This window comes from Winogradskyella sp. 266wxhm (assembly GCF_058964685.1).
In genome coordinates, this window is the sequence record NZ_CM179559.1 from 394,404 (window position 1) to 420,380 (window position 25,977).

General features: G+C 32.9%; 26 protein-coding genes and 1 riboswitch. Of the genes, 11 read left to right on the forward strand and 15 right to left on the reverse strand.

Annotated features, from left to right (window positions below; all coding sequences use genetic code 11):
* Positions 1-67 precede the first annotated feature (67 nt).
* Both AC2H4K_RS01930 and AC2H4K_RS01935 read right to left on the reverse strand, forming a co-directional pair.
* Positions 68-1,351 (reverse strand): glycosyltransferase, encoded by a 1,284-nt coding sequence (locus tag AC2H4K_RS01930; RefSeq protein ID WP_281141191.1) that lies wholly within the window; start codon positions 1,349-1,351, stop codon positions 68-70.
* 72 nt (positions 1,352-1,423) lie between these two features.
* The gene (locus AC2H4K_RS01935) at positions 1,424-1,897 is read right to left on the reverse strand and encodes a heme-binding domain-containing protein (RefSeq protein ID WP_281141190.1); all 474 of its coding nucleotides are present in this window, start codon (positions 1,895-1,897) and stop codon (positions 1,424-1,426) included.
* Between the two features lie 15 nt (positions 1,898-1,912).
* Between AC2H4K_RS01935 and AC2H4K_RS01940 the strand changes: the two genes are divergently transcribed.
* The 3 genes from AC2H4K_RS01940 to AC2H4K_RS01950 all read left to right on the forward strand — a co-directional run bounded on the left by AC2H4K_RS01940 (position 1,913) and on the right by AC2H4K_RS01950 (position 4,183).
* Entirely contained in the window at positions 1,913-2,515 is a 603-nt protein-coding gene (locus AC2H4K_RS01940) for a HEAT-like fold family protein (RefSeq protein ID WP_348634911.1), read from the forward strand.
* A gap of 100 nt (positions 2,516-2,615) precedes the next feature.
* A complete protein-coding gene (gene purB, locus AC2H4K_RS01945) occupies positions 2,616-3,959 on the forward strand; it encodes an adenylosuccinate lyase (protein WP_281141189.1) in 1,344 nt (447 codons plus the stop codon).
* On the forward strand, positions 3,956-4,183 hold the full coding sequence (locus AC2H4K_RS01950) for a hypothetical protein (protein WP_281141188.1): 228 nt from the start codon (positions 3,956-3,958) through the stop codon (positions 4,181-4,183). Before purB ends, AC2H4K_RS01950 begins: the two co-directional genes overlap by 4 nt.
* A 24-nt stretch (positions 4,184-4,207) precedes the next feature.
* On the opposite strand, the gene AC2H4K_RS01955 is transcribed toward AC2H4K_RS01950, so the two are convergent.
* From AC2H4K_RS01955 to AC2H4K_RS01970, 4 genes are read right to left on the reverse strand one after another with little or no spacing between them, the layout of a single operon-like run.
* Complete coding sequence (locus tag AC2H4K_RS01955) at positions 4,208-4,753, reverse strand: GFO_1091 family lipoprotein (protein WP_281141187.1); 546 nt, start codon at positions 4,751-4,753, stop codon at positions 4,208-4,210.
* 4 nt (positions 4,754-4,757) lie between these two features.
* Positions 4,758-5,333 (reverse strand): GFO_1090 family protein, encoded by a 576-nt coding sequence (locus AC2H4K_RS01960; RefSeq protein WP_281141186.1) that lies wholly within the window; start codon positions 5,331-5,333, stop codon positions 4,758-4,760.
* 22 nt (positions 5,334-5,355) lie between these two features.
* Positions 5,356-5,853, reverse strand: a complete 498-nt coding sequence (locus AC2H4K_RS01965) for a PG0215 family putative anti-sigma factor (RefSeq protein ID WP_281141185.1) — start codon at positions 5,851-5,853, stop codon at positions 5,356-5,358.
* Positions 5,840-6,349, reverse strand: coding sequence for a GFO_1088 family ECF-type sigma factor (locus AC2H4K_RS01970; RefSeq protein WP_281141184.1), 510 nt, complete (start codon positions 6,347-6,349; stop codon positions 5,840-5,842). Before AC2H4K_RS01970 ends, AC2H4K_RS01965 begins: the two co-directional genes overlap by 14 nt.
* Before the next feature lie 161 nt (positions 6,350-6,510).
* Between AC2H4K_RS01970 and AC2H4K_RS01975 the strand changes: the two genes are divergently transcribed.
* Positions 6,511-7,938 carry a GFO_1087 family putative carboxy terminal peptidase gene (locus AC2H4K_RS01975; RefSeq protein ID WP_281141183.1) on the forward strand — a complete coding sequence of 476 codons (1,428 nt, stop codon included), beginning with the start codon at positions 6,511-6,513 and terminating at the stop codon, positions 7,936-7,938.
* 31 nt (positions 7,939-7,969) lie between these two features.
* Here the strand turns inward: AC2H4K_RS01975 and AC2H4K_RS01980 are convergent, their stop codons facing one another.
* Positions 7,970-9,901 carry a TonB-dependent receptor plug domain-containing protein gene (locus AC2H4K_RS01980; RefSeq protein WP_281141182.1) on the reverse strand — a complete coding sequence of 644 codons (1,932 nt, stop codon included), beginning with the start codon at positions 9,899-9,901 and terminating at the stop codon, positions 7,970-7,972.
* 91 nt (positions 9,902-9,992) lie between these two features.
* Positions 9,993-10,227: riboswitch (cobalamin riboswitch) on the reverse strand.
* Positions 10,228-10,439: 212 nt separating this feature from the next.
* On the opposite strand from AC2H4K_RS01980, the gene AC2H4K_RS01985 reads away from it, so the two are divergent.
* The 5 genes from AC2H4K_RS01985 (at position 10,440) to AC2H4K_RS02005 (ending at position 15,555) form a co-directional block, all read left to right on the forward strand.
* Entirely contained in the window at positions 10,440-11,597 is a 1,158-nt protein-coding gene (locus AC2H4K_RS01985) for an ABC transporter substrate-binding protein (RefSeq protein ID WP_281141181.1), read from the forward strand.
* The gene (locus tag AC2H4K_RS01990; RefSeq protein WP_281141180.1) at positions 11,598-12,626 is read left to right on the forward strand and encodes a FecCD family ABC transporter permease; all 1,029 of its coding nucleotides are present in this window, start codon (positions 11,598-11,600) and stop codon (positions 12,624-12,626) included.
* Positions 12,627-12,731: 105 nt separating this feature from the next.
* The gene (locus AC2H4K_RS01995; RefSeq protein ID WP_281141179.1) at positions 12,732-13,526 is read left to right on the forward strand and encodes an ABC transporter ATP-binding protein; all 795 of its coding nucleotides are present in this window, start codon (positions 12,732-12,734) and stop codon (positions 13,524-13,526) included.
* 74 nt (positions 13,527-13,600) lie between these two features.
* A complete protein-coding gene (locus AC2H4K_RS02000) occupies positions 13,601-14,989 on the forward strand; it encodes a DNA recombination protein RmuC (protein WP_281141178.1) in 1,389 nt (462 codons plus the stop codon).
* A gap of 26 nt (positions 14,990-15,015) precedes the next feature.
* Positions 15,016-15,555, forward strand: coding sequence for an acyl-CoA thioesterase (locus AC2H4K_RS02005; RefSeq protein ID WP_281141177.1), 540 nt, complete (start codon positions 15,016-15,018; stop codon positions 15,553-15,555).
* Between the two features lie 47 nt (positions 15,556-15,602).
* Here the strand turns inward: AC2H4K_RS02005 and AC2H4K_RS02010 are convergent, their stop codons facing one another.
* From AC2H4K_RS02010 to rpmH, 3 genes are all read right to left on the reverse strand, one after another.
* Positions 15,603-15,911 carry a T9SS type A sorting domain-containing protein gene (locus AC2H4K_RS02010; RefSeq protein ID WP_493742788.1) on the reverse strand — a complete coding sequence of 103 codons (309 nt, stop codon included), beginning with the start codon at positions 15,909-15,911 and terminating at the stop codon, positions 15,603-15,605.
* Between the two features lie 75 nt (positions 15,912-15,986).
* Positions 15,987-18,839: a carbamoyl-phosphate synthase large subunit gene (gene carB / locus AC2H4K_RS02015; RefSeq protein ID WP_281141175.1), complete on the reverse strand. Its 2,853-nt coding sequence runs from the start codon at positions 18,837-18,839 to the stop codon at positions 15,987-15,989.
* A 98-nt stretch (positions 18,840-18,937) separates the two neighbouring features.
* The gene (gene rpmH / locus AC2H4K_RS02020) at positions 18,938-19,099 is read right to left on the reverse strand and encodes a 50S ribosomal protein L34 (RefSeq protein ID WP_281141174.1); all 162 of its coding nucleotides are present in this window, start codon (positions 19,097-19,099) and stop codon (positions 18,938-18,940) included.
* A 159-nt stretch (positions 19,100-19,258) separates the two neighbouring features.
* On the opposite strand from rpmH, the gene AC2H4K_RS02025 reads away from it, so the two are divergent.
* Complete coding sequence (locus tag AC2H4K_RS02025; RefSeq protein ID WP_281141173.1) at positions 19,259-19,837, forward strand: tetratricopeptide repeat protein; 579 nt, start codon at positions 19,259-19,261, stop codon at positions 19,835-19,837.
* 2 nt (positions 19,838-19,839) lie between these two features.
* Here AC2H4K_RS02025 and AC2H4K_RS02030 read toward each other — a convergent pair whose 3' ends face one another.
* From AC2H4K_RS02030 to AC2H4K_RS02045, 4 genes are all read right to left on the reverse strand, one after another.
* Positions 19,840-20,922: a T9SS type A sorting domain-containing protein gene (locus tag AC2H4K_RS02030; protein WP_281141172.1), complete on the reverse strand. Its 1,083-nt coding sequence runs from the start codon at positions 20,920-20,922 to the stop codon at positions 19,840-19,842.
* Between the two features lie 90 nt (positions 20,923-21,012).
* A complete protein-coding gene (cls, locus tag AC2H4K_RS02035) occupies positions 21,013-22,461 on the reverse strand; it encodes a cardiolipin synthase (RefSeq protein WP_281141171.1) in 1,449 nt (482 codons plus the stop codon).
* A gap of 8 nt (positions 22,462-22,469) precedes the next feature.
* A complete protein-coding gene (locus tag AC2H4K_RS02040) occupies positions 22,470-23,405 on the reverse strand; it encodes a lytic transglycosylase domain-containing protein (protein ID WP_281141170.1) in 936 nt (311 codons plus the stop codon).
* Between the two features lie 46 nt (positions 23,406-23,451).
* Positions 23,452-24,117, reverse strand: coding sequence for an alpha/beta hydrolase family protein (locus AC2H4K_RS02045; RefSeq protein ID WP_281141169.1), 666 nt, complete (start codon positions 24,115-24,117; stop codon positions 23,452-23,454).
* A gap of 175 nt (positions 24,118-24,292) precedes the next feature.
* On the opposite strand from AC2H4K_RS02045, the gene AC2H4K_RS02050 reads away from it, so the two are divergent.
* Entirely contained in the window at positions 24,293-24,589 is a 297-nt protein-coding gene (locus AC2H4K_RS02050) for an N-acetyltransferase (RefSeq protein ID WP_281141168.1), read from the forward strand.
* A 53-nt stretch (positions 24,590-24,642) separates the two neighbouring features.
* Here the strand turns inward: AC2H4K_RS02050 and mtaB are convergent, their stop codons facing one another.
* Positions 24,643-25,971 (reverse strand): tRNA (N(6)-L-threonylcarbamoyladenosine(37)-C(2))-methylthiotransferase MtaB, encoded by a 1,329-nt coding sequence (mtaB, locus tag AC2H4K_RS02055; protein ID WP_281141167.1) that lies wholly within the window; start codon positions 25,969-25,971, stop codon positions 24,643-24,645.
* Positions 25,972-25,977 lie beyond the last annotated feature (6 nt).

A 25,977-nucleotide genomic window follows, 5' to 3' on the forward strand; every position in this document is an offset into this window, starting at 1 on the left:
AAGAATCCTTGCGGATTTTCATGCAGCAAATCATAGCCAAACCGATAACGAAAGTTGAAATTAAATCTCAACTATTCTTCTCCTCAATCCATTTGCTCATATACTTAGTACTTTGCATGGTTTGGTGTTGCAATAGGTTACCGATAAAATTGTTTTCGCGATGCGATTTTATATTGCTTTGTAAGCTTGCTATTCGCTCAGCAAAATCTTGAGTGAAATGTGTTTTACTAAAACGGTTTTCTAAAATCTTAAAGCCTTGTTCTTGTTTAGTTTTCCAAAGATTACCATTGGTATAAAGTTCAACAGCCTTTTGGGTAAAGGTTTCTGCTTGGTCTTCTATAAAGCCATTTGTTATACTATTTGAGTTATCCTCTGGTGAGACTTCGACAGGCTCAGTCTGACAAGCATTGAAGCTAAACATACCTTCTGCCGCAATGCTAGACATTACGCAAGGTGTTCCGTTTTGCATGGCATCTACTAATTTGCCTTTCAGTCCTGCGCCAAAACGTAACGGAGCTAAACATACTTTGGCGTTTTTCATGACTGCGTTGACGTCTTCAGCAAACCCTTTGATTAAAAAGCCTTCTTTCTCATTATGTAATTGGGTGACCTTTTGTGATTCGTAAGCACCATAAATATGAAGTTCTGCTTTGGACAATTGCTTTCTTATCAATGGCCAAATGGTCTGTTTTAAATACAAAACCGCATCGTAATTTGGTGGATGTAAAAAATTACCAATGGTTATAAAATGTCCTCGATTTTCAAAAAGTGGTAATTGCGATTGCGCTGCTTTAGACACTGGCTCTAACAAAAATGGCACATAGCACAAAAGTGCTATATCAATTTTGAATTGCGTGGTTAGGATTTCAATTTCAGCTTCGGAAATAATCAGGCTTAAATCGCAACGATACATACTGGCTATTTCGCGTTTAGTAGTATCGTTTTGTAATAGTTCTGTTGTGAGTTCGGTATTTTGCTTTAATGCCAATTCCCTAGCTTTTCGTAAACCATGAAAATCTTCGGTATCCAAAATCCGTAAAGCATCAGGGCACTGCTCTGCAACGCGCCAACCAAACTGCTCTTCTATCATAAAGCGATCAAAAAGTACAACATCTGGCTGTAATTGGCTTACGAAGTCATCAAAAGATGCATCGTTTAATTTTATCGCTTGAGTTGCGATATTCAGCGTAGATAAATCAAACGTGTTTGCTGATTTTTTTGCTGTTGAAGCAAAGGTGATATCAAAACCTTGACTCTGAAACTGCTCTAACAACTGTAACATTCTACTTCCAGCTGCAGAACTTTTTGGTTCTGGCCAAACAAAGCCTATGACTAATAATCGCTTATTCATGCTGGTAAAAGTCCAAAAACAAAATCAATAATTCCAGAATTTTCTGTGGTAATTCAGAAAAGGTATGTCAATTTACTGTGGTTCTTTCATGAACACGTATTTAATCCGTGCCATTTCAACCCATTTTATCACAGCATCAATTTGCTCTTGGGATAACTTAGCATCACTATGTGCCCAAGTATAGCTTTCTAAAGGCATACTTTTTCGCTCCACCTCTTCTGCTAATTCCTCAAGTTTATGATCTTTCTTTTTATCGGAATAGCTTGACCATTTCGATACATCAAAATGTTTTTTTCCATCTTCTACATGTTCCGCCAACCAATAATTAACAGGTGTAATATTATTGTACCAAGGATAGCGCGTGTGATCACTATGACAATCAAAACAGGCATTTTTTAGAATTTGCGTTACATCTTCAGGTGGATTGGTTTCCGTTAAAAAGGTATTTACCGAAGCGATATCACCTTCATTTTTTTCAGGCCCAAAGAATTGTGCGATAATAAATATCACCAGAAGGAAGAGCAAAAGCTTTTTGAGAATCTTCATTTTTGATTAATTTAGATGTCTAAAGTTAAGTATTTTAAATTGACAAAAAACCAACTTTACGAAGAATTAAGTTACGTTAACCACTCGCGTGAAAAACGTCTATTCTATTCTAAAATGGTATTGGATCATCCTGAATTGGTTTCATATCTGTTAGATATCCTCTTTGACGTAGATGATAACATTTCGTGTAGAGCTGCTTGGGTTTTTGAATTTATGTGTGGTGAGAATTTAGAAGCTGTAATTCCACATTTAGACACTTTCACTGAAAATGTTTCCAAAGTTCATCTTGATCCTGCAGTAAGACCCGTGGCCAAGGTTTGTGAATATTTAGCTATAGCTCATTACAAGGAAAAGAATCAAAACATCATTAACGCGCTCACTACTCAGCACAAAGAAAAAATTATTGAAGCTTGTTTCGATTGGATGATTAATGATGAAAAAGTGGCTCCTAAAGCTTATTCTATGAATACGCTGTTTTTGTTAGGTAACGAATTCGATTGGGTACATCCTGAACTTGTTATAATTTTAGAACGAGATTTTCATATACAAAGTGCTGCTTTTAAGGCTAGAGCTCGACATATTTTGAAGAAGATAAAAAAGTTAGAAGCGCGAAGTTAGAAGCTTCAAGTATTGCTCAAAAAGCTAAAAAACTTCATGCCCTAGACTTCTTACTTACAACTTACTTCCCTATCTTTGGGGCTTCAAAATTTTATAGCAAATGCAATACTCAGTACTTAGCGCCATTTCACCAATTGATGGTAGATATAGATCTAAAGTTGAAGCTTTAGGAAATTACTTTTCAGAAAAAGCATTGATAAAATATCGTGTTTTAGTTGAAATTGAATATTTCATTGCTTTGTGCGAATTGCCATTACCACAGCTAGAGTCTGTTCCGCATTCCGTTTTTCCTGATTTAAGAGACATCTACGAGAACTTTACAACTAACGATGCTTCTGCTATAAAAGACATTGAAAAAGTTACCAATCATGATGTTAAAGCTGTTGAATATTTTATAAAAGAACAGTTTGACAAACTTGGGTTATCGGATTACAAAGAGTTTATCCATTTCGGATTGACGTCTCAGGATATTAACAACACAGCAATTCCTTTGAGTATTAAGGACGCTATGAATGATGTTTATGTTCCTGAATATCTTTCGGTATTAGAAAAAATTGAAAGTTTAGCTAAAGAGTGGGAAAATGTACCTATGCTAGCCAGAACTCATGGACAGCCAGCATCTCCTACACGTTTGGGTAAAGAAATTGAAGTTTTTGTGGTGAGACTGAAAGAACAGTTCAATTTATTGAATGACATCCCAAGTGCTGCAAAATTTGGTGGTGCAACAGGAAATTATAATGCTCATAAAGTGGCTTATCCTAATATTGACTGGAAAGACTTTGGAACAAAATTCGTTCAAGAAAAATTAGGTTTACAACATTCATTTCCAACAACACAAATAGAGCATTACGACCATATGGCTGCGTTGTTTGATGCTTTAAAACGTATTAATACCATTATCATAGATTTAGATCGTGATATTTGGACATACGTTTCTATGGATTACTTTAAGCAAAAGATTAAAAAAGGGGAAGTTGGAAGTTCTGCTATGCCACACAAAGTAAATCCTATTGATTTTGAAAACAGTGAAGGTAATCTTGGGATTGCTAATGCAATTTTAGAACATTTGTCTGCAAAATTACCTATATCAAGACTACAACGTGACCTTACAGACAGTACAGTTTTAAGAAACGTTGGTGTACCTTTTGGACATACTATTATTGCTTTTAAATCTACCTTGAAAGGTTTAGGCAAGTTATTACTTAATGAAGCTAAATTTGCTGAAGACTTAGAGAATAACTGGGCTGTTGTGGCAGAAGCTATTCAAACTATCTTAAGACGAGAAAATTACCCGAATCCTTATGAAGCTTTAAAAGGTCTTACAAGAACTAACGAAGCGATTACTAAAAGCTCCATATCAAATTTTATTGATACTTTAGAGGTTTCAGATGCAATAAAAACCGAACTAAAAGCGATATCTCCAAGTAACTATACTGGTATATGAAACTATTACCCGCGAACAAAAATGATATCGCAAGAATTTTTGTATTTATAATTCCTGTTACTTTTTTTGTTGCTGGAATGTTTGATGCCTTAAACAATTTTCTTGTGAAGATTTTATTGTTTTTAGGGTTTGCAGCTTTAATAAGTGTTGCTATAACTTACGCTTTAAAAAACGAGGAAAAAGAAAATCGCCTTGAAGATGACCTTCAAGACGATTCTCATTAACATTTAAATAATACTGTCAGTTTATTATTTAAAAAAATCTTTAAAGCTATTTAACTGCTCGTTATCTATATCTGCTTTTTGTAAAACATCAGATAGTTTCATAAGCTTACCTGCATTCATATCATCACCCAAAACTCTCACTACAATAAAGCCTTGATCGCTAGAACTACCGAAAAGTATTAATTCGTCTATACTCGCTTCGGAATCACCAATAAATTTTATAGAAAACTTACCATCTGAAGTAGAACCTCTCATCAGTTCTTCGTACTTCTCATCTTTAAGAATCGTTTTAACTTTTCCTAATTCAGTTTTGTATTCTTCGGTATTTTTATCGTCAGCCTTAAAAGCTAAAATATTTAATTTATCTACCGACTCATAAGCTTCTCTTTGGTCTTCAGTAAGATCGACACCTTCTAAGTTTATAAAACTTGCAGGTACATCACCAGAAATAAAACCTGGTTTTAATTCATTATCTACATAATAGGTTTGCAATGTTGGCCCTTGGTTACAGCTTAGAAAAACTGTAACCAAAAGCAACATAACCATTGATTTTTTGATTGATTGTATCATAGGTTTATTTACTTTTCTTTTCACCTGCTTTTTTCAGATTATCACCACCTGGAACGTCCATTTTATTAGTGATTTTAGAAATCTGTCTTAGATCGATATCGCCTGTTAGAGATAATATAAGTGTTTCAAACTCTCTTTTCTTTCCGTTGATTTCAATGTTTTGTCCTTCGGTTAATTCTTTTAAACCTGTGATAAACATTAATAATTCTTTTACATGGTTTTCGTCCTTACCTTCTCTAACATAAAACTTCACGGTTTGCTCACCATCTTTAAAACGCATTAACTCTTCTAAGTTTGCTGATTTAAGGTAATTGGTTACTGTAGACTTCATATCAGAAGATACTTTTTCATCACCAGTTGTAAATACTTTAAGACCTGTTATTTTTTTAGCCATTTCTAAGAATTCTTGATCTTCTTTATCATCTAAATCAATATCTATACTGGCTAACATTCTGAACATTTTTTGATTGATGACAAATGATGACACACCTTCGATATCTTCAAACTTATCAAATACACCTTGAGCAAACGTTGCTAATGGTGCTAGTAAAAGTGCTGCTATAATTACTACTTTTTTCATAATTTCTAATCTTTAAATTTGTTTACTTGTTTTTTAAAATTCTGTTTGTTACTTGATTAAATTCACTTAGCCTACTTGCTTGCTGAGCACCTTCATTAATGTTCTCTCCAACTAAGGCTAAATTGGTTAATTGTTCCTTGCCCTCATTCATTCCTAATGAAACTAGACTCAAAGCTTCCATAGTTCTATTATAGGTTTCCATGGCTAGTTCTCGCTGTTTTAATTCTTCATCAGAAGGACCAAGAATTTTGGGAACAATTATGCCTAACATAAGAACGGCTACAGCTGCGACAGAAATCCACTGATATAATCTTGTTTTTTTCTTAGTGTTTAATGGAACGTCTTTGGTAAACTGCTCTTGTTGAGACAATGAAAAGTATTGAAACAAAGGCTTGTATTGCTCTAAATGCGGTGCTACATCATCACTATTAAAATAAGCCTTTAACTGCTTTTCTTCGGCTAACGATGTCTCTGCATTGTTATACTTTTCTATTAATTTTTCTATATTATTTAATACCATATTGATGCGTATTAGTTAATTTTTCTCTTATTGTTTTTCTTGCTCTTGATAAATTGACACGTATTGCGGTTTCATTCATATCTAACATTTTAGCTATCTCTGTAAAATCGTATTCTTCAATATCTCTTAGCTGCACTATTATTTTTTGTTGTTCGGGTAAATCGTCCATAATTTTTGATACCCAATCCACACTATCCTTTGCTTCTACTTGCTTTTGTAATGACGAACTGTTGTCTGTATAATTACTATGAACAATTTTAAGATTCTGCGCTTGTTTAGACTTCAGTCTATCTAAACAGAAATTCTTTGTCATTGTCATAGAAAAGGCTTCCACATTTTTATAGTCGCCAATTTTCTGTTTGTTATTCCATAATTTCAAAAGTATTTCTTGTGTAGCGTCTTCAGCTTCTTCACGAGAAACCAATAATCGTTTGGCTAAACGAAATACTTTATCCTTAAATGGCATTACTAAGCTTACAAAATCTGTCTGCTTCATTACTTTTTGATTGGTGGTTAAAAGCTTTTTTACTTGCTTTCATAATTACGACGAACCACATTACATTTTGTTACAAAGTTTTTTTATTTATAATAATGTAAGTAAATTTAGAGTTTTACAACTATGTGTAAAATTTTGCTACTAAAGAAAAAATTGAAACTATGAAAAAGTATATTAACCTATTATTTGCGGGAGTTGTATTACTATCCTTATCGAGCTGTTTTGATGATATGGATGATAATATTACCTACTCTAGTACAGATGTAAAGGATTTTGTATGGAAAGCTATGAATGCTGTGTATCTATATAAGTCTGACATTCCTGATTTGGCTAACGATAGATTTTCTTCCAACGAAGAGTACAGTGATTATTTAGCTACCTATGAAACACCTGAAGTTTTATTTGAAGATTTAAAATATGATCCACAAAACGTAGATAAATTTAGTCGCATTTATAGTAACTATTATGATTTACAAAATCAATTACAAGGCACATCATTAAGTAATGGATTAGAATTTAATCTATACTATGTGCCTGGAAGCGACTTTGAAGTTTTTGGTGTTATAACTTTAGTATTGAACAATAGTGCTGCCTCAAATTTAGGTTTACAACGCGGACAAATTTTTAGGGTGGTAAATGGTGAAACCTTAAATGAAACGAATTATGCTAGCCTATTGAATTCGACCTCATATACATTGAATTTTGCTGATTATGATAATAACGGAACTGAAGACACGTCTGATGATACTATAACCTTAAATGGCGAAAGTGCTGATCTTACTAAAGTCCAGTATACTGAAAACCCTGTCCACACTGTAGAAACTTTAACAGTAGACGGAACTTCAATTGGTTATTTACTATATAATAGATTCACTAGCAATTATGAAGATGAATTAAATGATGCTTTTGGACAGTTACAAGCTGCTGGAGTAACAGAATTAGTTTTAGACTTAAGATATAATGGCGGTGGTTCTGTACAAACAGCTGCATATCTTGGCAGTATGATTACAGGACAGTTTAATGGAAGTATTTTTTCTAAACTACTGTTCAATGAAAACCTAAGTAATAATGATACAAATTACTTATTTACTAACTCAATTCAAGGAGGAGGCTCTATAAATAGCTTAAACCTATCCAAGCTCTACGTGTTAACTACCAATAGAAGAACAGCTTCAGCAAGTGAAATGATTATAAACAGCCTAGAAGCATATATTGATGTTGTAGTAATTGGTGAAAATACGGTTGGAAAATCTCAAGCTTCAAACACAGTTTTTGACTCTCCAAGTTTATTTGGTACGGACAACATTAATCCAAACCACACGTATGCTTTACAGCCCTTAATTTACTTTACAAGCAATGTAAATGAAGAAATTGTTCCTAGTACTGGAATAGTTCCTGATGTAGAAATTACTGAATCTCCAAGTAATCTTGGAATTTTGGGTGATGTTAACGAACCTCTTTTAGCAGCAGCTATACAAGATATAACTTTAAACGGAAGGCCTTTAAATCAATCTATTGAAACTATTAGTTCTTTACGACTTATAAAATCGAAATTGAAACCACTAGAACAAGACATGTATATTGAATAAAAAAAGAGCCACTTAAAAGTGGCTCTTTTTTTTATAAGTTGAGATTGAAACCTAAATTAAAACCTCGACCTCTTGTTGAGAAACCATAAAGCTCTTGATAATCCTCGTTCAAAATATTGGTGAGATTAGCAAAAATGGTCATTGTATTTTTTAACACCTTATGACTGATATAAAAATCTAATAAGTTATAAGATTTCAATGCTACAATATCATTCATAAAAGTAGTGCTGTTATAAACAGAATCATTACGCTCATCATTATACTGATACGACAAACTCAACATCGTAGCATCGCATAACTGATAATCTAACCTAGAATTAACTTTGATTTCAGGAATTCTCAAATTTAAGTCTTCATCTACTTTGGTATAAGTTCCGTTAAGATTAAGATTTAAGTTTTTTGCTATTTTCAATTGTGCTATAAGCTCCAAACCACTTGCTGTAAATGATGTATCTACATTACTATATTGATAAACGAAATTTCCTAAATCTACAAAATCTATAAAATTGTCTTCATTTCTATTAAAATAAACCAAACTCACTGTAGCAATATCCTCTACCAATAACTCAGCTCCTACTTCTATCGTTTGATTTTCTTCTGGTTCTAAGTCTGCATTACCATAAGCTGGTTCAAACAATTGATATAAAGACGGTGTTATAAAAGCTGTACTATAGCTCGCCAATCCTTTAATGTATCCAAAGGACAAATCCTTTTTAAAAGAAGGGTTTACACTATACACTAAATGACTTCCATACTCACTGTGGTTATTTAAACGTGCGCCAGCATTAATATTCAAACCAAAATCTGACACATAGACTACATTAGCATAAGGATCTGTAATGGTAAATTGTGCGTTTTCTGGATCTATGTCTTGACTAAACTCTGTTTCTCCAAAAGGAATGGAAAAACTTTCCATTTGGTTATCCTGAAAATTCACACCCAAAACTGTATAAAACTTTTTGTTAAACGTGTATCTATTATAAGCATCTACAACAATACTTTGGGCATCATATCGCGAAGGGTAGCTAGACTGAATATCTCTTTCAATATCATTATAAACAGCATTAACAGTAATACTACCATTATTGTATTTGAATTCTGGAGAAGCCCCTATTCTATATTGTTTAGATTCTGAAACATCATCAGTATCAACCATAGCAAAGCTGTCATCAAAATTAGCTTTATAATTATCAAAACTAGCATAAGTGTTTAGCTTAAAATTACTGCTGAATTTATATCCTAGTTTTAAATTACCATTATAACTGTTAAAAGGGTCGGACTCTGTACCATTTGAAATTGCCGACAACCCATCAGTGTATTGGTGTCCAAAACTAGCTAAATAATTAAAATCACCAAGACTTCCATTTAAAGACACACTGTTTCTAAAATCTTCAATTGCATAATCGCTCTCTTTTGCGGTTTGGTTGGTTCCCAATACCGTTTTTAAATTTAAATTAACAGCTTTTTTTGAGGCTTCTTTCAATTTAATATTGATTACAGCTGTTGCCGCACCTGTGCCGTATAATGTACTTGAAGCACCCTTTAAAATTTCTACAGATTCTACCTGATCTGCATTCAACAAACGTAAATCGTAATCATTGGCTATCTGAGATGGATCTGTAACCTGAATACCATCAATGAGTACCAAAACCTGTCTGTTTCTTCCACCACGAACAAAATAACTTAAGTTTTGCCCTGCATTACTTCTAACACCATTGATTTCGATACCTGCAGTTCTTCCTATAATTTCTGCAATAGACTGTCCTTGAAGTTTTTCTAAATCTTTTGAAGTGATTTTTGTGATAACTTTACCTGAATTTTCACGTTTGAGTTGAAATTTAGAATCCGTAACTACAACTTCGTCTAGTTGTTCAACTTTTAAAGAGTCGGATGGTGTTTGTGCCAACCCAACAGTAAACATACCCATACCAAGTATGTTACAAAACAATTTTGTTTTGTTCATTTTAAGAATTAATTGCTCGAGAGAACATACAGCGATGATGAGAAAATGAATTCTCTATTATCGAGTAAACTTTTATCCCGAAAGTTTGACTTTGTTTGATTTGAATTTGGCAGGTCTCCTGACTTATTTTCTATTGCCCTAACCTTCCCATTCTTAAAAGAACAGTGGTTTATGAAGTAAGCAATAACCGAAAATGGTACCGAAAATGTTTCGGCAAAAATTTACAGTTGCGGGAACAGCTCTGGATTTTCACCAGATTCCCTTTTAATCGAAGTGGCTGTATCTCACCTTAATTTTAAGACATAACCTTATCGAACCAAAAATTCTCAGCAAAAATAGAACATTAAAGAATTTTAGAAGTGAATAATTTACTTTTTCTTATTCATTTTATAAATGAGATAAATAAAGCCAATTACAAAATGAGCTATAATGATTCCTGCAACAATATATAGTGTTAAATTTGAATCTCCTCGCATCTTATTGTAGTTTTACCAAATTTACCAACAGAACAAAAATTGTTTCGTTACAAAGGTTACATATGAGAAAGTTTCTAGTTTTAATAATTTTATTGGTTCTATTACTTGGCTGTAAAGAAGACAAAGATGCTTCAAGAATCTTACCTGAATTACCAAGCAAAGACCAAAGTGCATTAATACTAAAATATGCCGAAGGATTTGCTATTGAAGATTATTCTAGCCATAAAATTTTAATCATAAAAAATCCTTGGCCTGAATCCGAAAAGAGTTATAAATACCTTATCGCTTCAAAAGAACAATTATCGAAAATGACCTTTCCAAAAGATGAATATGATACTTTTATAACTGATAGTATTTCCAAAATTGTAGTAACCTCAACAACTCATATTCCCGCTTTAGAACTCTTGGGTGTGGAACAAACTTTGGTTGGTTTTCCTGGCACAGACTATGTGTCTTCTGAAAAAACTAGAGAACGTATAGATAATGGTAAAATACGTGAACTTGGAAAAAATGAAGGTATAAATACCGAAGTATTGTTAGACCTAAATCCTGATATAGTTATTGGTTTTGGTGTTGATGGTGTTAACAAAACTTTTGAAACCATAAAAAAAGCTGGAATACCAGTAATTTACAATGGAGACTGGGTAGAATCTTCTCCTTTAGCTAAAGCGGAATGGATTAAATTTTTTGGTACAATTTATAATAAAGAAGCTAAGGCTGACTCTATTTTTAATGCTATTGAAGCAAATTATTTAGAAGCGAAAAAATTAGCAAAAAACGCAAGAAATAAACCAACAGTTTTAAGTGGAGCTATGCATAAAGATGTTTGGTACTTGCCCAATGGCTCTAGTCCTGAAGCACAACTTCTAAAGGATGCTAATGTAAATTACCTATGGAAAGATACTTCTGGAAATGGCAGTTTAGCATTGAGTTTTGAAGCCGTTTTTGAAAAAGCAAAAGATGCCGATTTATGGTTAAGTCCTTCTTATTACAGCAGTTTAGAACAACTTGAAAGTGCCAATGCCTTATATACCAACTTTAAAGCTTTTAAGAATAAAGCTATTTATAGTTTTACAAATACTACTGGTAAAACAGGCGGTGTTTTATACTACGAATTAGGAACAGCGCGACCAGATTTAATATTAAAAGATCTTATAAGAGTTAGTCACCCTAAATTATTAGAAGATTATACTCCTTTCTTTTTTAAACCACTTGAATAGTTGAACAATCAAAATACATATTACACCTCATTTACAATACTTGCCTTAGTTTTGGTAATATGTTTTTTTATAAATATAAGTCTTGGCTCTGTAAGTATTCCTCTAAAATCAACCATTTCAATTCTACTTGGAAATTCTGAGAATGAAACTTGGCAAATCATTATTACAAATGTTAGATTACCAAAGGCTATAACTGCAATTTTGGTAGGTTCAGGACTGGGTATTTCAGGGCTTTTAATGCAAACACTATTTAGAAACCCCTTAGCAGGTCCTTTTGTTTTAGGTATCAGTTCTGGTGCTAGTTTAGGTGTAGCTTTGGTTATTTTAGGTTCTGGGTTATTTGGTGGTCTTTTTGCTTCAACTTTAATTTCTAAGTGGAGTATTGTTATCGCTGCTAGTTTGGGGAGTTTTTTAGTACTTATGGCTGTGTTAGCTGTATCGAACAAAGTAAGAGACACTATGGCAATCCTTATTATCGGATTAATGTTTGGAAGTATAACTGCTGCAGTGGTGAGTGTACTTTCATACTTCAGCTCTGCAGAACAATTACAACAATACATTTTTTGGGGATTTGGAAGTCTAAGCAACCTATCTTGGAACGAACTCTTAATTTTCTTTGGTATTTATTGTGCAGGAACTATTCTGAGCATTTTTTCTATCAAAGGGCTCAACAGTTTACTATTGGGTGATAATTATGCCAAAAGCTTAGGCTTAAATCTCAAACAAAGTCGCTTAATTATCATTTTAGCTACAAGTCTTATTGCAGGTACAATTACTGCTTTTGCTGGTCCGATTGCTTTTATTGGCTTAGCCATTCCACATTTAACACGACAGATTTTTAAAACCTCAAACCATAAAATCTTATTACCTGCTGTATTTTTGTTTGGAGCTATAGTGATGCTAATTTGTGATAGCATAGCGCAAATACCAGGAAGCGACTACACCTTACCTATCAATGCCATTACAGCTTTGGTTGGTGCACCAGTTGTGATTTGGTTATTGGTTAGACAACGAAAAATGATGTTTTAGAAAAGTTAGAATTATGAAGGTAGACCTTAATTGTCATTCCGCACTTGATGCGGAATCTTATAAGATCCTGAATCAAGTTCAGGATGACAGAATATTTTTTAAATTTTGAAAATCACCAATCAACATACCATCCTAAAAACAGAAAACCTTATCATTGGTTATAAAACCAAAAAGGAAGCAACTGTTATTGCCCAAAATATCAATTTTGAATTACAAAAAGGGCAATTAATAGGCTTGGTTGGTGCAAACGGTATTGGAAAATCCACATTATTAAGAACACTTATAAAAGTGCAACCTGCTTTATCTGGGAAAGTGTTACTCAACAATAAATCCCTAGAGTCCATTTCACCTATTGAACTGGCTACTCAACTTAGCATTGTATTAACCGAAGCTTTAACTTCAAAAAACCTTTCTGTATTAGAACTTGTGGCTTTGGGCAGGCAACCTTACACCAATTGGATTGGTAATCTTAGCCATACAGACATCGATATTATTAACTCTGCATTAGAGCAAATCAATATTGCTGACTTAAAATATAAAAAGTGTTACGAGCTTAGTGATGGTCAACTACAAAAAGTAATGATTGCTCGTGCACTAGCACAAGATACAGACATTATTGTTTTAGATGAGCCTACTACTCACCTAGACATGTATCACAAAGCTTATATCCTGAAACTACTTCAAAGGCTGACAAAAGATACAGGAAAAACAATCTTGTTTTCCTCTCACGAAATTGATTTAGCCATTCAACTTTGTGACCATATGATTGTGATGACGCACAATAATATATTTTACGACCAACCTTGTAATCTTATCTCACAAGGTGTTTTTGAGTCTCTTTTCCCTGATGACTTAATTACTTTTGATAATACCTCTGGTGGATTTAAAGTGAAGAAATAACTCCTATTTCTTCTCGCTTCTTACTTCAGACTTCAGGCTAAATATTTATCTTTGATAAATTTCCTTTTTAAAACATGAACGACACACTCATTTTATTTATAGCCATATTAATATCTGGCGGAATTGGCGCTTTTATCGGCTTAAAATTTGCTCAATTAAAGAGTAAAAGTGACAAAAGTACTTTAGAAGAACGCAACGCCAATCTTAAAAAACAATTTGAAGAGTTAAAACAAAATTCTGAACTAGAAAATGAAAAACAACATATACTTTTTAATCAGCAATTGCAAGATTTAAAAGAAACCATTTCTAAGATAGAAATAGAACGTGAGGATATTCGTAAAGAGAAAGATTTCCTTAACGCTGAACTTTCACGAAGAAATACCGAATTTGAAAATCTTCAACAACACAACCTAAAACGTGACGAAGAACTTGCCAAACAACAAGAACAATTACGCAAAGATTTTGAATTGATGGCTTCTAAAATATTAGATGAAAAGTCAGAAAAATTCACACTTCAGAATAAAGAAAACATTAAAAACATTCTTAATCCACTTGAAGAAAAAATAAAAACTTTTGAAAAGCGTGTTGAAGATTCTCAAAAGGAAAGTATTAGTATGCATTCAGCTTTAAAAGAACAATTGTTGGGCTTAAAAGATCTTAATCAGCAAATGGCTAAAGAGGCCACTAACTTAACAAAAGCTTTGAAAGGTGATAGTAAAACCCAAGGAAATTGGGGAGAATTGGTATTGGAACGTGTTTTAGAAAAGTCTGGTTTGGAGAAAGATAGGGAATATTTTGTTCAGCAGAATTTTCAACGCGAAGATGGTTCTCGTGTAATGCCTGATGTGGTTTTACATCTTCCTGATTCAAAAATAATGATTATCGATTCCAAAGTGTCCTTAACGGCTTACGAACAATTGGTAAATGCTGAAGATGAGGAACGCCCTTTATTTTTAAAAGCTCATGTTAATTCCATTAAAAAGCATGTGGATCAACTTTCCGCAAAAAACTATCAAGATTTATATGATATAGAATCCCCTGACTTTGTATTGATGTTCATTCCTATTGAACCTGCTTTTGCTGTTGCTATTAATGAAGATAACACACTTTACAATAAAGCATTTGAACAAAATATAGTCATAGTTACTCCTTCTACCCTTTTAGCCACATTACGCACCGTTGATACCATGTGGAATAACGAAAAGCAGCAACAAAATGCTATGGAAATTGCCAAACAAGCAGGTGCGTTGTATGATAAATTTGAAGGTTTAGTTTCAGACTTAACTGGTGTTGGTAAAAAATTAGATGCTGCTAAGACTGACTATTCTGCTGCCATGAACAAACTTGTTGAAGGTAAAGGCAACCTAATTTCGAGAGTTGAAAAAATTAAGAAAATGGGTGCCAAAGCAAAAAAAGCACTACCAGAAAGCATTATAAAGCGTGCTTCGGATGATGATATTTAGAAAATTATATTAGAAACACAACGTTTATGTTTAAAACTACTGAAGACTCCAAAATCCAGATTTCCGAATTAATGCTACCATCTAACACCAACTTTGGTGGTAAAATACATGGTGGTTATATTCTAGGCTTAATGGATCAAATTGCTTTTGCTTGTGCCTCAAAACACTCCAGAAGTTATTGTGTTACAGCTTCTGTTGATAAAGTAAATTTTTTAAGACCTATTGAGGTTGGCGAATTAGTAACGATGAAAGCGTCTATTAATTACGTTGGTAAATCGTCAATGGTTGTTGGTATACGTGTTGAATCTGAAAACATAACAACAGGAGAGGTAAAACATTGTAATTCTTCTTACTTCACTATGGTTGCTGTCGATGAATTTGGAAAAACAGCATCAGTTCCTGGGTTAATCATAAAATCTAAAATTGAAGCTAAACGCTTTATTAGAGCGATTAAGCGTCGAGAAGACGATGCTAAAAAAGCTGAGTTTCTAAACGAAATCTATAAAAATGTTGACGATTATCTAGATTTACTTAAAGACTTTAGAGTAAAAATTGATATGAAATAAAAAAAGCCATCACAATGTGATGGCTTTTCAATATTTTGGTTTTAAACTTATTGTTTAATAAATCGCTTAGTCTGAGTAACTTTATCATTAGTCACTCTCACTAAATATACTCCATTCTTCCAATCAGATACATTGATTGAGGACTCTAGACGTGTTAAAACACCTTTGTACACTCGCTTTCCTAATACATCAAACACTTCAAGTTTAATATCACTATCCGTACTTGGTAATGTAATATTAAGCTTATTTTTTGCTGGATTTGGAGAAATAGTAAATTCATCCCTTTGATCAACATTAAGCTGTGCAAAGGAAAAAGCAGATACAAAAAACAATAAAAATAGTAGTTTTATTCTCATACTCGTACACTATTATACATGCTAAGTTAGCAAATATTAATTAATATACTTAACACGTCATCGAAAATTATGCCATTATTTGCTCAAATACATTTTTCTTCTTGCATATAAATCATAAAATTCGTCATCCTTTAAACTTTCGATAAACAAAATACTTTCACCTGTACTCTTCATTTCAGGACCTAATTTTTTATTTACATTAGGGAACTTATTAAACGAAAAGACTGGTTGTTTTATAGCATAACCATCTAACTGTGGCTTAAAGTCAAAATCTGACACCTTCTTCTCTCCCAACATTACTTTTGTAGCATAATTAACGTAAGGCTCTTTGTAAGCTTTAGCTATAAAAGGTACAGTACGAGATGCTCTTGGGTTAGCTTCAATGATATAAACAATATCATCTTTAATTGCAAACTGAATATTGATTAAACCAACCGTATTCAGTGCCAACGCTATCTTTTTAGTATGATCTTTGATTTGCTGCATTACGAACTCACCTAAATTGAAAGGTGGCAATGTTGCATTACTATCACCAGAGTGAATTCCGCATGGTTCTATATGCTCCATGATACCTATAATGTAAACATTTTCTCCATCACAAATAGCATCTGCTTCAGCTTCTATTGCTCCATCTAAATAATGATCTAGAAGTAATTTATTTCCAGGAATCGATTTCAATAAATCAATAACATGCTCTTCTAATTCCTTTTTATTGATGACAATTTTCATCCCTTGACCACCTAGTACATAAGAAGGTCTTACCAAAATTGGAAAATCTAATACATCTGCAATAGCCAAAGCTTGATCAGCAGTTTCTGCAACGTCAAATTTTGGATAAGGAATATTATTTTCTTTCAATAAGGTTGAGAAACTTCCTCTGTCTTCAGCTAAATCTAAAGACTGGAAACTTGTACCCATGATCTTTACACCATATCTATCAAGCTTTTCTGCAAGTTTAAGAGCGGTCTGACCACCTAACTGTACAATAACTCCTTCTGGTTTTTCATGTTGAATGATATCATAAATATGTTCCCAGAAAACTGGTTCAAAATAAAGTTTATCAGCTGTGTCAAAATCTGTAGAAACCGTTTCTGGGTTACAGTTTATCATTATGGTTTCATAACCACATTCTGCTGCTGCTAATACACCATGTACACAACAATAATCAAACTCTATACCTTGACCTATACGGTTAGGTCCAGAACCTAGTACTATGATTTTTTTCTTATCCGTTACTAAACTTTCATTGGCTACTGTTACAGTACCATCTGCAGTTTCCACTTCACTCTCAAAAGTAGAATAGTAGTAAGGTGTTTGAGCTTTAAATTCAGCAGCACATGTATCTACCAATTTATAAACTCTATTAATCTTTAAATCTCTTCTTTTATTGTAAACTTCACTTTCTAAACATTTTAGCATATGGGCGATTTGTCTATCACCATAGCCTTTTTGTTTAGCTTCCAACAATAATTCTCTATCAATATTGTCAATATTATAAGTTGAAATTTCTTTTTCAAGGTGGAAAAGCTCTTCATATTGCTTTAAGAACCACATATCGATTTTTGTAATATCATGAATTCGACTCAAAGGAATTCCCATCTGTATCGCATCATAAATCACAAATACACGGTCCCAACTTGCATGTGTTAATTTATCTATGACCTCATCGTAATTCGTATAACCTCTACCATCAGCACCTAAACCGTTACGCTTAATTTCTAAAGATTGCGTTGCTTTGTGTAATGCTTCTTGGAACGAACGACCGATTGCCATAACCTCACCAACTGCTTTCATTTGAAGACCTAAAGTTCTATCAGAACCTTCAAACTTATCAAAATTCCAACGTGGTATTTTTACAATAACGTAGTCTAATGTAGGTTCAAATAAGGCTGAAGTTGATTTAGTAATTTGGTTATTTAATTCATCTAAAGTGTAACCTAAAGCTAACTTGGCTGCAATTTTAGCAATAGGATAACCCGTAGCTTTACTTGCCAATGCCGAAGAACGAGATACACGTGGGTTAATCTCAATTGCAATGATTTCCTCTTCTTCATCAGGACTCACCGCGAATTGAACATTACAACCACCTGCAAAGTCACCAATACTACGCATCATATGAATTGCCATATCACGCATTTTTTGGAATGTTCTATCAGATAATGTCATTGCTGGTGCTACAGTTATTGAGTCACCTGTATGAATTCCCATTGGATCCATATTTTCGATAGTACAAATAATAACCACGTTATCATTTCTATCACGAAGAAGCTCTAACTCATACTCTTTCCAACCCATCATAGCTTTATCAATCATTACTTCGTGGATTGGTGAAATTTCCAAACCTCTAGTTAGTGATTCATCAAATTCCTCTTCATTATAGACAATAGAAGCACCTGCTCCTCCTAAGGTAAAAGATGCTCTAATGCATAATGGAAATCCGAATTCTTGAGCAATTTCTTTTCCTTTTAAAAATGAAGTTGCCGTTGCCTGTGGTGCCATACCAACACCTATTTTCAACATTAACTCTCTAAATTTCTCTCTGTCTTCGGTAATATTAATAGCATCGATATCTACTCCGATGATTTTAACTCCAAAATCTTCCCAAATTCCTTTTTCATCAGCTTCAATACATAAGTTTAAAGCTGTTTGGCCACCCATTGTTGGTAAAACCGCATCAATTTGAGGGTGTTCCTTTAATATTTTAACTAAAGATTTTGTAGTTAGAGGCAACAAGTATACATGATCGGCCATTGTTGGATCTGTCATGATTGTTGCTGGGTTTGAATTGATAAGGATTGTTTCAATCCCGTCTTCTCTTAAAGATCTTAAGGCTTGTGAACCTGAATAATCGAATTCGCAAGCTTGACCAATAACTATTGGTCCTGATCCTATAAGTAAAATAGATTTGATGTTTTTATTCTTTGGCATGAGAGTATGTTTTGGTGTGCAAAAATAGTTATGAATTAGGTATAAAAAAAGGCGTTACACCTAAGTAACACCTTTAAAATATCAACAATTGTTAATCATTATTTCTTATGTCTTGATTCTGAAGATACAGATAATCTCTTTCTACCTTTAGCTCTTCTACGTGCTAAAACTTTTCTTCCGTTAACAGAAGCCATTCTTTCTCTGAAACCGTGCTTGTTTCTTCTCTTTCTTTTTGACGGCTGAAACGTTCTTTTTGGCATGACTTATATTTTTTTAAAACTAATTTTCTTTAATTAATTGAGCGGTATCTCAAAACTGGGTGCAAATATACAACAAGTTTTTACTTTAGCAAGTACTAAAATAAAAATATTTCTATTTGTTTTTATTACCTTTGCTCACCTCAAAAATAATATAGAATAATGTTCAATAAAAATATAAAACTTGCTATTGCTGTCCTTATTATTGGTTATGCTATCTATCAATTTATAGAAGGCTACATTGGGAACGGCATTATGTTTATTTTACTTTCTTTAATATTTATCTTTTTATACTTTAAAAACGAGTTTATACTTCTTGCGTTTTTAAAATTGAGAAAACAGGATTTTGAAGGTGCTAAAAAATGGTTAGACAAAATCAAAAATCCGGAAGGTGCCCTTGTAAAAAAGCAACAAGGTTATTTAAGCTATTTAAATGGTATTATGGTTTCTCAAACCAATATGAATGAAGCTGAAAAGTATTTCAAAAATGCTGTTAGTTTAGGTTTGTCTATGGATCATGACTTAGCGATGGCTAAGTTAAATTTAGCTGGTATTGCTTTTTCTAAAAGAAGAAAGCAAGAAGCTCAAAAATTATTAGCCGAAGCTGAAAAGCTTGACAAAAGGGATATGCTAGCTGACCAAATAAAGATGATGAAGCAACAAATGAAAAAGGCTTCTATCCCAAGACAACATTATGGTCAGCCAACTTCAGCAAGACAAAATAGAAGAAGTAGACGATAGATCTAATTCTTAATAAATTTCTTTACCTGCTTACCTGTATCGCTTTCTAAGGTAACTATGTATATTCCTGAATTGAGTTGACTTATATCAATTTCATCTTGATTAGATTCCGCATCTAAAGTAGATACTGTCTGACCAAGTGAATTGCTTATCACAATTTTATTAAACTGAACATTAGCTTTAATATTCAAAAAGTTTTTTGCCGGATTGGGATATAGGCCGAAGCTTTCTAATGTCTCTTCCTCAATACTTAAAGGAGTTAAATCTACTCTCGTAAAGTATTGTGATGACCCTGAAATTATACTTGTAGAAGTATTAGACCCTGTATCTAAACTAAATACACCTGAACTATTGGATACTAAAAATTCGCCATTATCTAATTCTATTACTCCACGCAAACTTGAAACGACACTCGAGTAATATTGCTGAGTTCCTGTAGCAACATCAAATTTATAAAGTCCACTTGGACTACTAAACCCTGTTACATAAATTGAATTATCGCTGCTATTATATTGTAATTGTTGAGGAAAATTAACAGAAGTTGTTATGGTTGACAAACTATTTCCGCTGTAATCATATCTTTCAATAGAGTTTGAAGAAATAAAACTTATTATAGCTTCCGTTCCTGTATCAATAACATCAAAAGGGCTATTAGGTGTAGCAAAGCTACCAATCAATGTACCATCTGTATTTAATCTTACTATCGCCGTTCCTGGTGCTTCATTACTTCCACCTGCGTTACATACCCAAACCTCACCGTTTACAAGAGCCATACCTCTAATATTATCTAAACCTATTGAGCTACTAATAGTATTAATGTAGCTTCCTGACAAATCAAAAATGTCTATTCTATCTGCAATTTGATCTGAGATCCATAATTCGTCATTAACTTGCAAAATATCTTTAGGTGTTGCTGCAGCTAAGGACGTCAAATCTATAAAATTATAATCAACAACACTGCCATCCGTCGGGTCCAGAAGCAATACTATATCTGAAGTATTTTGGGCTACAGCAATATATTCTTGAGAGAAGCTAAAATTGAAAAATAATGTAGTTAAAATGAATAAGAAGTAATTTTTTTTCATATCAAAAATGTTGGTTAGAACTTAAATCTACAACATTTCTAGCATTTATTCATTTAGGAAACAGTCTTTTGAGAGAAAAAGACGACTTATTTAAAGGAGTGGAGCTAAAAGACGTGCTAAAGCTTCTATAATTTTTGTTCGTTTAGACCTGTTTTGCCAAGATTCTAGTTCTAGTTTTTCACAGTCTTTAATATCCTCAAGAAAGATATCTTTTAACTCATTACTTACTCCTTTGCTATAGATTAACGCATTGACTTCAAAATTAATATTGAAGCTTCTGTAATCCATATTTGCTGTACCTATCGAACTAAATACACCATCAATTACCATAGTTTTAGCATGAACAAAACCTTTGGTGTAGTGATAAACTTCTACACCTGCTTCCAGTAAAGATTCTAAATATGAATTTGTTGCATACTCTGCAATCCAAGAATCTGATTTTTTTGGAACTATCATTTTCACCTTTAAATTACTACGAGAAGCTACTTGAAGTGCCGTAATAATTTCATCATTAGCAATAAAATATGGTGTGGTTATATAGATGTACTCTTCTGCATTAGTTATGGCTACAAAGACAGCTTCCATAATATTAGACCAATCGGTATCTGGACCACTAGCTGCTATTTGTAGAGGGACATTTTCTTTACAATTATGTTCTGGAAAATAGTCTTTTGAAATCTCCAATTCTTCTTCACTAGCAAAATCGTAAGAGGTAAAAAACAGAATCTGCAAAGGTTTTACTGCTTCACCTACAACTCTAAGGTGAGTATCTCTCCAATAGCGTTTATTATGAGCATTTACATAATTATCTGAAATGTTTACTCCACCAACATAACCAACTTTGCCATCTATAACCACAATCTTTCTATGGTCGCGATAATTCATTTGACCAGTAAATCTCGAAAATAATACAGGCATAAAAGAATGCATTTCTATGCCGCATTCCTTGATTCTTCGTTTCATTTTTGATGAAATGGAACTCCCTACATCATCAATTACAATTCTTACTTTAACTCCTTCACCTGCCTTATCACAAAGAATATCAAATAACTCTGTACCTATCTTATCGTCTTTTATAATAAAATACTCAAAATGAATATGGTGTTCTGCCTTTTTTAAGTCATCAAACAACAACTTAAACTTATCATCACCGTTTTTAATAATCTTTACAGAGTTATTAATAGTTAGCTTAGACTTTTCATTATTGTATAATAACGGTATGAGTTTTGATTTTTCATCTAGAAGATCATCAACAGCATTAATAGTTCTGGTATCCAGTTCTAATTCTTCTTGAATTTTTTTAACAACGGAATTGTTCAGTACATTTTTTCGACTGAAAATCTTTGTTTTTCTATATTCTTGTCCGAATAAGTAATAAAAAATCAATCCAACGAATGGAAAAACCAAAAGCCCTATGATATAACTTAGGGCTTTTGTTGGGTTTAATTTCTTTAAAAGTATTGTTGCTACAGCAGAAAGCGCCAAAATATAATTTAGCGCTATGAGTATTTTCCAGATATTATCTTTTATAAATTCCAATAATTCATTTATGGTTTTGTACTGTAATAACCTGCTTTAGGAATTTCAATTTCATATTGTTTTCTAGAACTGTTATTGAGATGCTTTTCTCTTAACCAAGGATTATGCAGTTTTAAAATCTTGTAGTTAATTCCGAATTTCTTAGCAAATTGCGCAAAGTCCGTCACTGCAGTATCAACTTCAACTTTATAAGTCGGTACTTCCTTATATAAATGACTTTTATTGAAATTAAAACCATACTTATCTGGATTAGATAAAATTTCTTTAAGTGCTATAATTCTAAAAACATATCTACCTGTTTCCTCACCTAATAACAGGTCATAATAACCTGAAACATCTTGCTGATTCAATCTTCTAGATACTCCTGCATTTCCTGCGTTATAAGCCGCAGCAGCTAAAGTCCAAGAACCAAGATTTTCTTTTGCCTTCTTTAAATAATCACAAGCTACTTCAGTTGCCTTTTCTAAATTATAACGCTCATCAACATTAGAGTTTACTTCTAATCCATTTTCTCTACCTGTAGCTTTCATTATTTGCCAAACACCTGTAGCACCTGCTGGTGAAACAGCATTGGTTAAACCACTTTCTATTACTGCTAGATATTTAAAATCATCTGGAACACCATTCTTTTTTAGAATAGGCTCAATAATTGGAAAGTACTTTTGCGCACGTTTAAACATCAACAAACCATTAGATTGCCAATAGGTATTTACTAAAAGCTCTCTATCCATACGCTCGTAAATATCTGGATTATCAACAGGAACCGGTTCCCCTGCAAAATTTAATCCTTCAGGCATTTCTAACGCATACACATTGTAATCATTTACCATTGGTTTTTCTTTTCCTATGGTATCATCCGATGGTGCTTTTTGCATCGAGAATATCAATATTCCTGATACTGAAATGACACCAATCACTGCCAAAATATTTTTTAAGAATTTCATTTTCTAATTTTTTCTAAATTTAATAAACTAATCAATACTTTCAAATTCAAGATTCTATAAGTTTTGGTAAATTTTCGTTAAACCATTTATACTTATTTATGATCATAATATGTGTTCCACCTTTTAGTATAATGCAATTTCCTGTACAAGAATGCGGAAAAACTACATCCTTATCTCCGTGAATATATATAGCATCTGGATTGGGTTCTTCTTGTTCCCAACAAACAATCTCTTTTATAGCCCAATCTAAATAAGCTGTATCACTAACCGAAAGGTATTTTTTATATAAATCTACACGTTTCTTAATCGTTTCACCTAAAGCATATTTTGCCAATAAATCAATATTAGCAACCAATCGTGTTGGTAATACTTTGTATGCTTTTGTATGTTTTAAGAATTTTAAACGTTTTGGAAGTTCGTGATGTGATTTGATACTTGAGACTACAAATAGTTTTTTAACCTTTATAAACTTGCTCATTTCTTGAACCAACATACCTCCAAACGATACACCAAGTAAAACAATATCTTCATACTCAATAAACTCGCACATACGCTTAGCGTATTCACTTAAAGTTTCCCCTTTAAGTGGCATTTGCCATTCTAACCAATGGATTTTATACTTGTCTTCTGGTAACTTTATATACTCAAAAATGGATGGATTAGCAGCCATTCCTGGCATAAGGTAAACATGAGTTAAATTCTGATTTTCCATCATTTTTTGAGTTTTATTTAATTATCTACTTTAAATCAACCTCACAATCGCCTATTGTATAATGTTTTAACAGTTTCCACTTCAGATTTTGATTGATTTTTCGTACCTTTGCATTGCAAAACTATGGAAAAACATAGTATCTACACGCCAACCGCTAATCTAAAATTAAAGAATTATGACTGAAACTGCTGAACTAATTGATAACGATTTCTTACGTCAATTTGAACTAAAGGTTGATAATGACATGGCTGTTATTGAGTATTCTTTGCAAGAGCGAAAAATATTTTTGACCAAAATGATTATTCCAGAGGCAATTAAATCTGATGAATTTGAAGTAGACTTTGTAGACTTGGTATTTAGCAACATTAAAGAACGAAACATTAGTGTTGTACCTACAAGTCCTGAAATTGCTAAATTCGTTAGAAGAAACAGAAAGTACAAACGTATGTTACCTGTTGGTATTCGTATATAATTTCTAAGAAAATCAAACAAAAAGCCGAAGTTTAAACTTCGGCTTTTTGTTTATTAACTTGCTAGTTCTTTTATAAAATCGAATCTCACTAATCCGTCTTCATCTATTTTAGTGAGCTCTACTTCATGAAGCGTATTAACCAATTCCGGATTCCATGGAGCTTTAACCTTTACATAGTTTTCTGTAAAACCATGAATATATCCTTCTTTATTTTCACCTTCAAACAACACTGTTCTTGTAGAGTTTAACTGCTCCTCATAAAATGCTCTACGCTTTTTAGCCGATAAGCCACGTAACATCTTACTACGTTTAGAGCGTACTTTTTTAGGTACTACTCCATTCATTTGAGCAGCTTCGGTATTATCTCTCTCTGAATAGGTAAAAACATGCAAATATGAAATATCTAAATCATTCAAGAAATTATAGGTTTCTAGAAAATGTTCATCTGTTTCTCCTGGAAAACCAACAATAACATCAACACCTATACATGCATGCGGCATTACTTCTTTTATTTTAGAAACACGATCCATATACAATTCTCGCATATAACGACGCTTCATTTTTTTAAGAATATCATTACTTCCACTTTGTAATGGCACATGAAAATGCGGTACAAATGCTCGTGATTCTGAAACCAATTCTATAGTTTCATTCTTTAATAAATTTGGTTCTATAGAAGAAATTCTTAACCTTTCTATACCTTCAACTTTATCTAGTTCAGTAACTAAATCCAAAAAAGTGTGTTCGTGCTTTTTATTACCAAATTCACCTTTTCCATAATCACCAATATTAACTCCTGTGAGTACTATTTCTTTTATATCTTGTTCTGAAATTTCCTTTGCATTTTTCAGAACATTGTTCATGGTATCACTTCTTGAAATACCTCTAGCCAAAGGAATTGTACAATAGGTACATTTATAATCACAACCGTCTTGCACTTTTAAAAATGCTCTGGTTCTATCACCTATTGAATAAGAACCTACATAAAAATCCGCCTCGTTGATCTCGCAACTATGTACTTCACCTTGATCGTTTTTAGACAAATCATTAAGATAACTCGTGAGTTTAAATTTCTCTGTTGCACCCAAAACCAAATCAACACCATCAACATCAGCTAACTCTTCAGGCTTGAGCTGCGCATAACAACCAATGGCAGCAACAAAAGCATCTGGATTAGTTTTTTGAGCTTGCTTTACAATCGTTTTAAATCGCTTATCTGCATTTTCGGTAACAGAACAGGTATTTATAACATAGATATCTGCATTTTCATTAAAATCTACACGATCAAAACCTTCGTCTTTAAAACTTCTTGCAATTGTAGAAGTTTCAGAAAAGTTAAGCTTACAACCTAAAGTATAAAACGCTACTTTTTTTGTTTCCATTTTTTT

Excerpts from the sequence above, each read along its gene's own strand:
- AC2H4K_RS01950 (WP_281141188.1), top strand. The coding sequence starts at position 3,956 with ATGAAACTATTACCCGCGAACAAAAATGATATCGCAAGAATTTTTGTA.
- AC2H4K_RS02010 (WP_493742788.1), bottom strand. The coding sequence starts at position 15,911 with ATGAGAATAAAACTACTATTTTTATTGTTTTTTGTATCTGCTTTTTCC.
- AC2H4K_RS01960 (WP_281141186.1), bottom strand. The coding sequence starts at position 5,333 with ATGAAAAAAGTAGTAATTATAGCAGCACTTTTACTAGCACCATTAGCA.
- AC2H4K_RS01975 (WP_281141183.1), top strand. The coding sequence starts at position 6,511 with ATGAAAAAGTATATTAACCTATTATTTGCGGGAGTTGTATTACTATCC.
- AC2H4K_RS02050 (WP_281141168.1), top strand. The coding sequence starts at position 24,293 with ATGACTGAAACTGCTGAACTAATTGATAACGATTTCTTACGTCAATTT.
- AC2H4K_RS02030 (WP_281141172.1), bottom strand. The coding sequence starts at position 20,922 with ATGAAAAAAAATTACTTCTTATTCATTTTAACTACATTATTTTTCAAT.
- AC2H4K_RS02025 (WP_281141173.1), top strand. The coding sequence starts at position 19,259 with ATGTTCAATAAAAATATAAAACTTGCTATTGCTGTCCTTATTATTGGT.
- purB (WP_281141189.1), top strand. The coding sequence starts at position 2,616 with ATGCAATACTCAGTACTTAGCGCCATTTCACCAATTGATGGTAGATAT.
- AC2H4K_RS01965 (WP_281141185.1), bottom strand. The coding sequence starts at position 5,853 with ATGGTATTAAATAATATAGAAAAATTAATAGAAAAGTATAACAATGCA.
- AC2H4K_RS01955 (WP_281141187.1), bottom strand. The coding sequence starts at position 4,753 with ATGATACAATCAATCAAAAAATCAATGGTTATGTTGCTTTTGGTTACA.
- AC2H4K_RS01985 (WP_281141181.1), top strand. The coding sequence starts at position 10,440 with ATGAGAAAGTTTCTAGTTTTAATAATTTTATTGGTTCTATTACTTGGC.
- AC2H4K_RS01930 (WP_281141191.1), bottom strand. The coding sequence starts at position 1,351 with ATGAATAAGCGATTATTAGTCATAGGCTTTGTTTGGCCAGAACCAAAA.
- rpmH (WP_281141174.1), bottom strand. The coding sequence starts at position 19,099 with ATGCCAAAAAGAACGTTTCAGCCGTCAAAAAGAAAGAGAAGAAACAAG.
- AC2H4K_RS01970 (WP_281141184.1), bottom strand. The coding sequence starts at position 6,349 with ATGAAGCAGACAGATTTTGTAAGCTTAGTAATGCCATTTAAGGATAAA.
- AC2H4K_RS01980 (WP_281141182.1), bottom strand. The coding sequence starts at position 9,901 with ATGAACAAAACAAAATTGTTTTGTAACATACTTGGTATGGGTATGTTT.
- AC2H4K_RS02000 (WP_281141178.1), top strand. The coding sequence starts at position 13,601 with ATGAACGACACACTCATTTTATTTATAGCCATATTAATATCTGGCGGA.
- carB (WP_281141175.1), bottom strand. The coding sequence starts at position 18,839 with ATGCCAAAGAATAAAAACATCAAATCTATTTTACTTATAGGATCAGGA.
- AC2H4K_RS02045 (WP_281141169.1), bottom strand. The coding sequence starts at position 24,117 with ATGGAAAATCAGAATTTAACTCATGTTTACCTTATGCCAGGAATGGCT.
- mtaB (WP_281141167.1), bottom strand. The coding sequence starts at position 25,971 with ATGGAAACAAAAAAAGTAGCGTTTTATACTTTAGGTTGTAAGCTTAAC.
- AC2H4K_RS02005 (WP_281141177.1), top strand. The coding sequence starts at position 15,016 with ATGTTTAAAACTACTGAAGACTCCAAAATCCAGATTTCCGAATTAATG.
- AC2H4K_RS01935 (WP_281141190.1), bottom strand. The coding sequence starts at position 1,897 with ATGAAGATTCTCAAAAAGCTTTTGCTCTTCCTTCTGGTGATATTTATT.
- AC2H4K_RS02040 (WP_281141170.1), bottom strand. The coding sequence starts at position 23,405 with ATGAAATTCTTAAAAAATATTTTGGCAGTGATTGGTGTCATTTCAGTA.
- AC2H4K_RS01940 (WP_348634911.1), top strand. The coding sequence starts at position 1,913 with ATGTCTAAAGTTAAGTATTTTAAATTGACAAAAAACCAACTTTACGAA.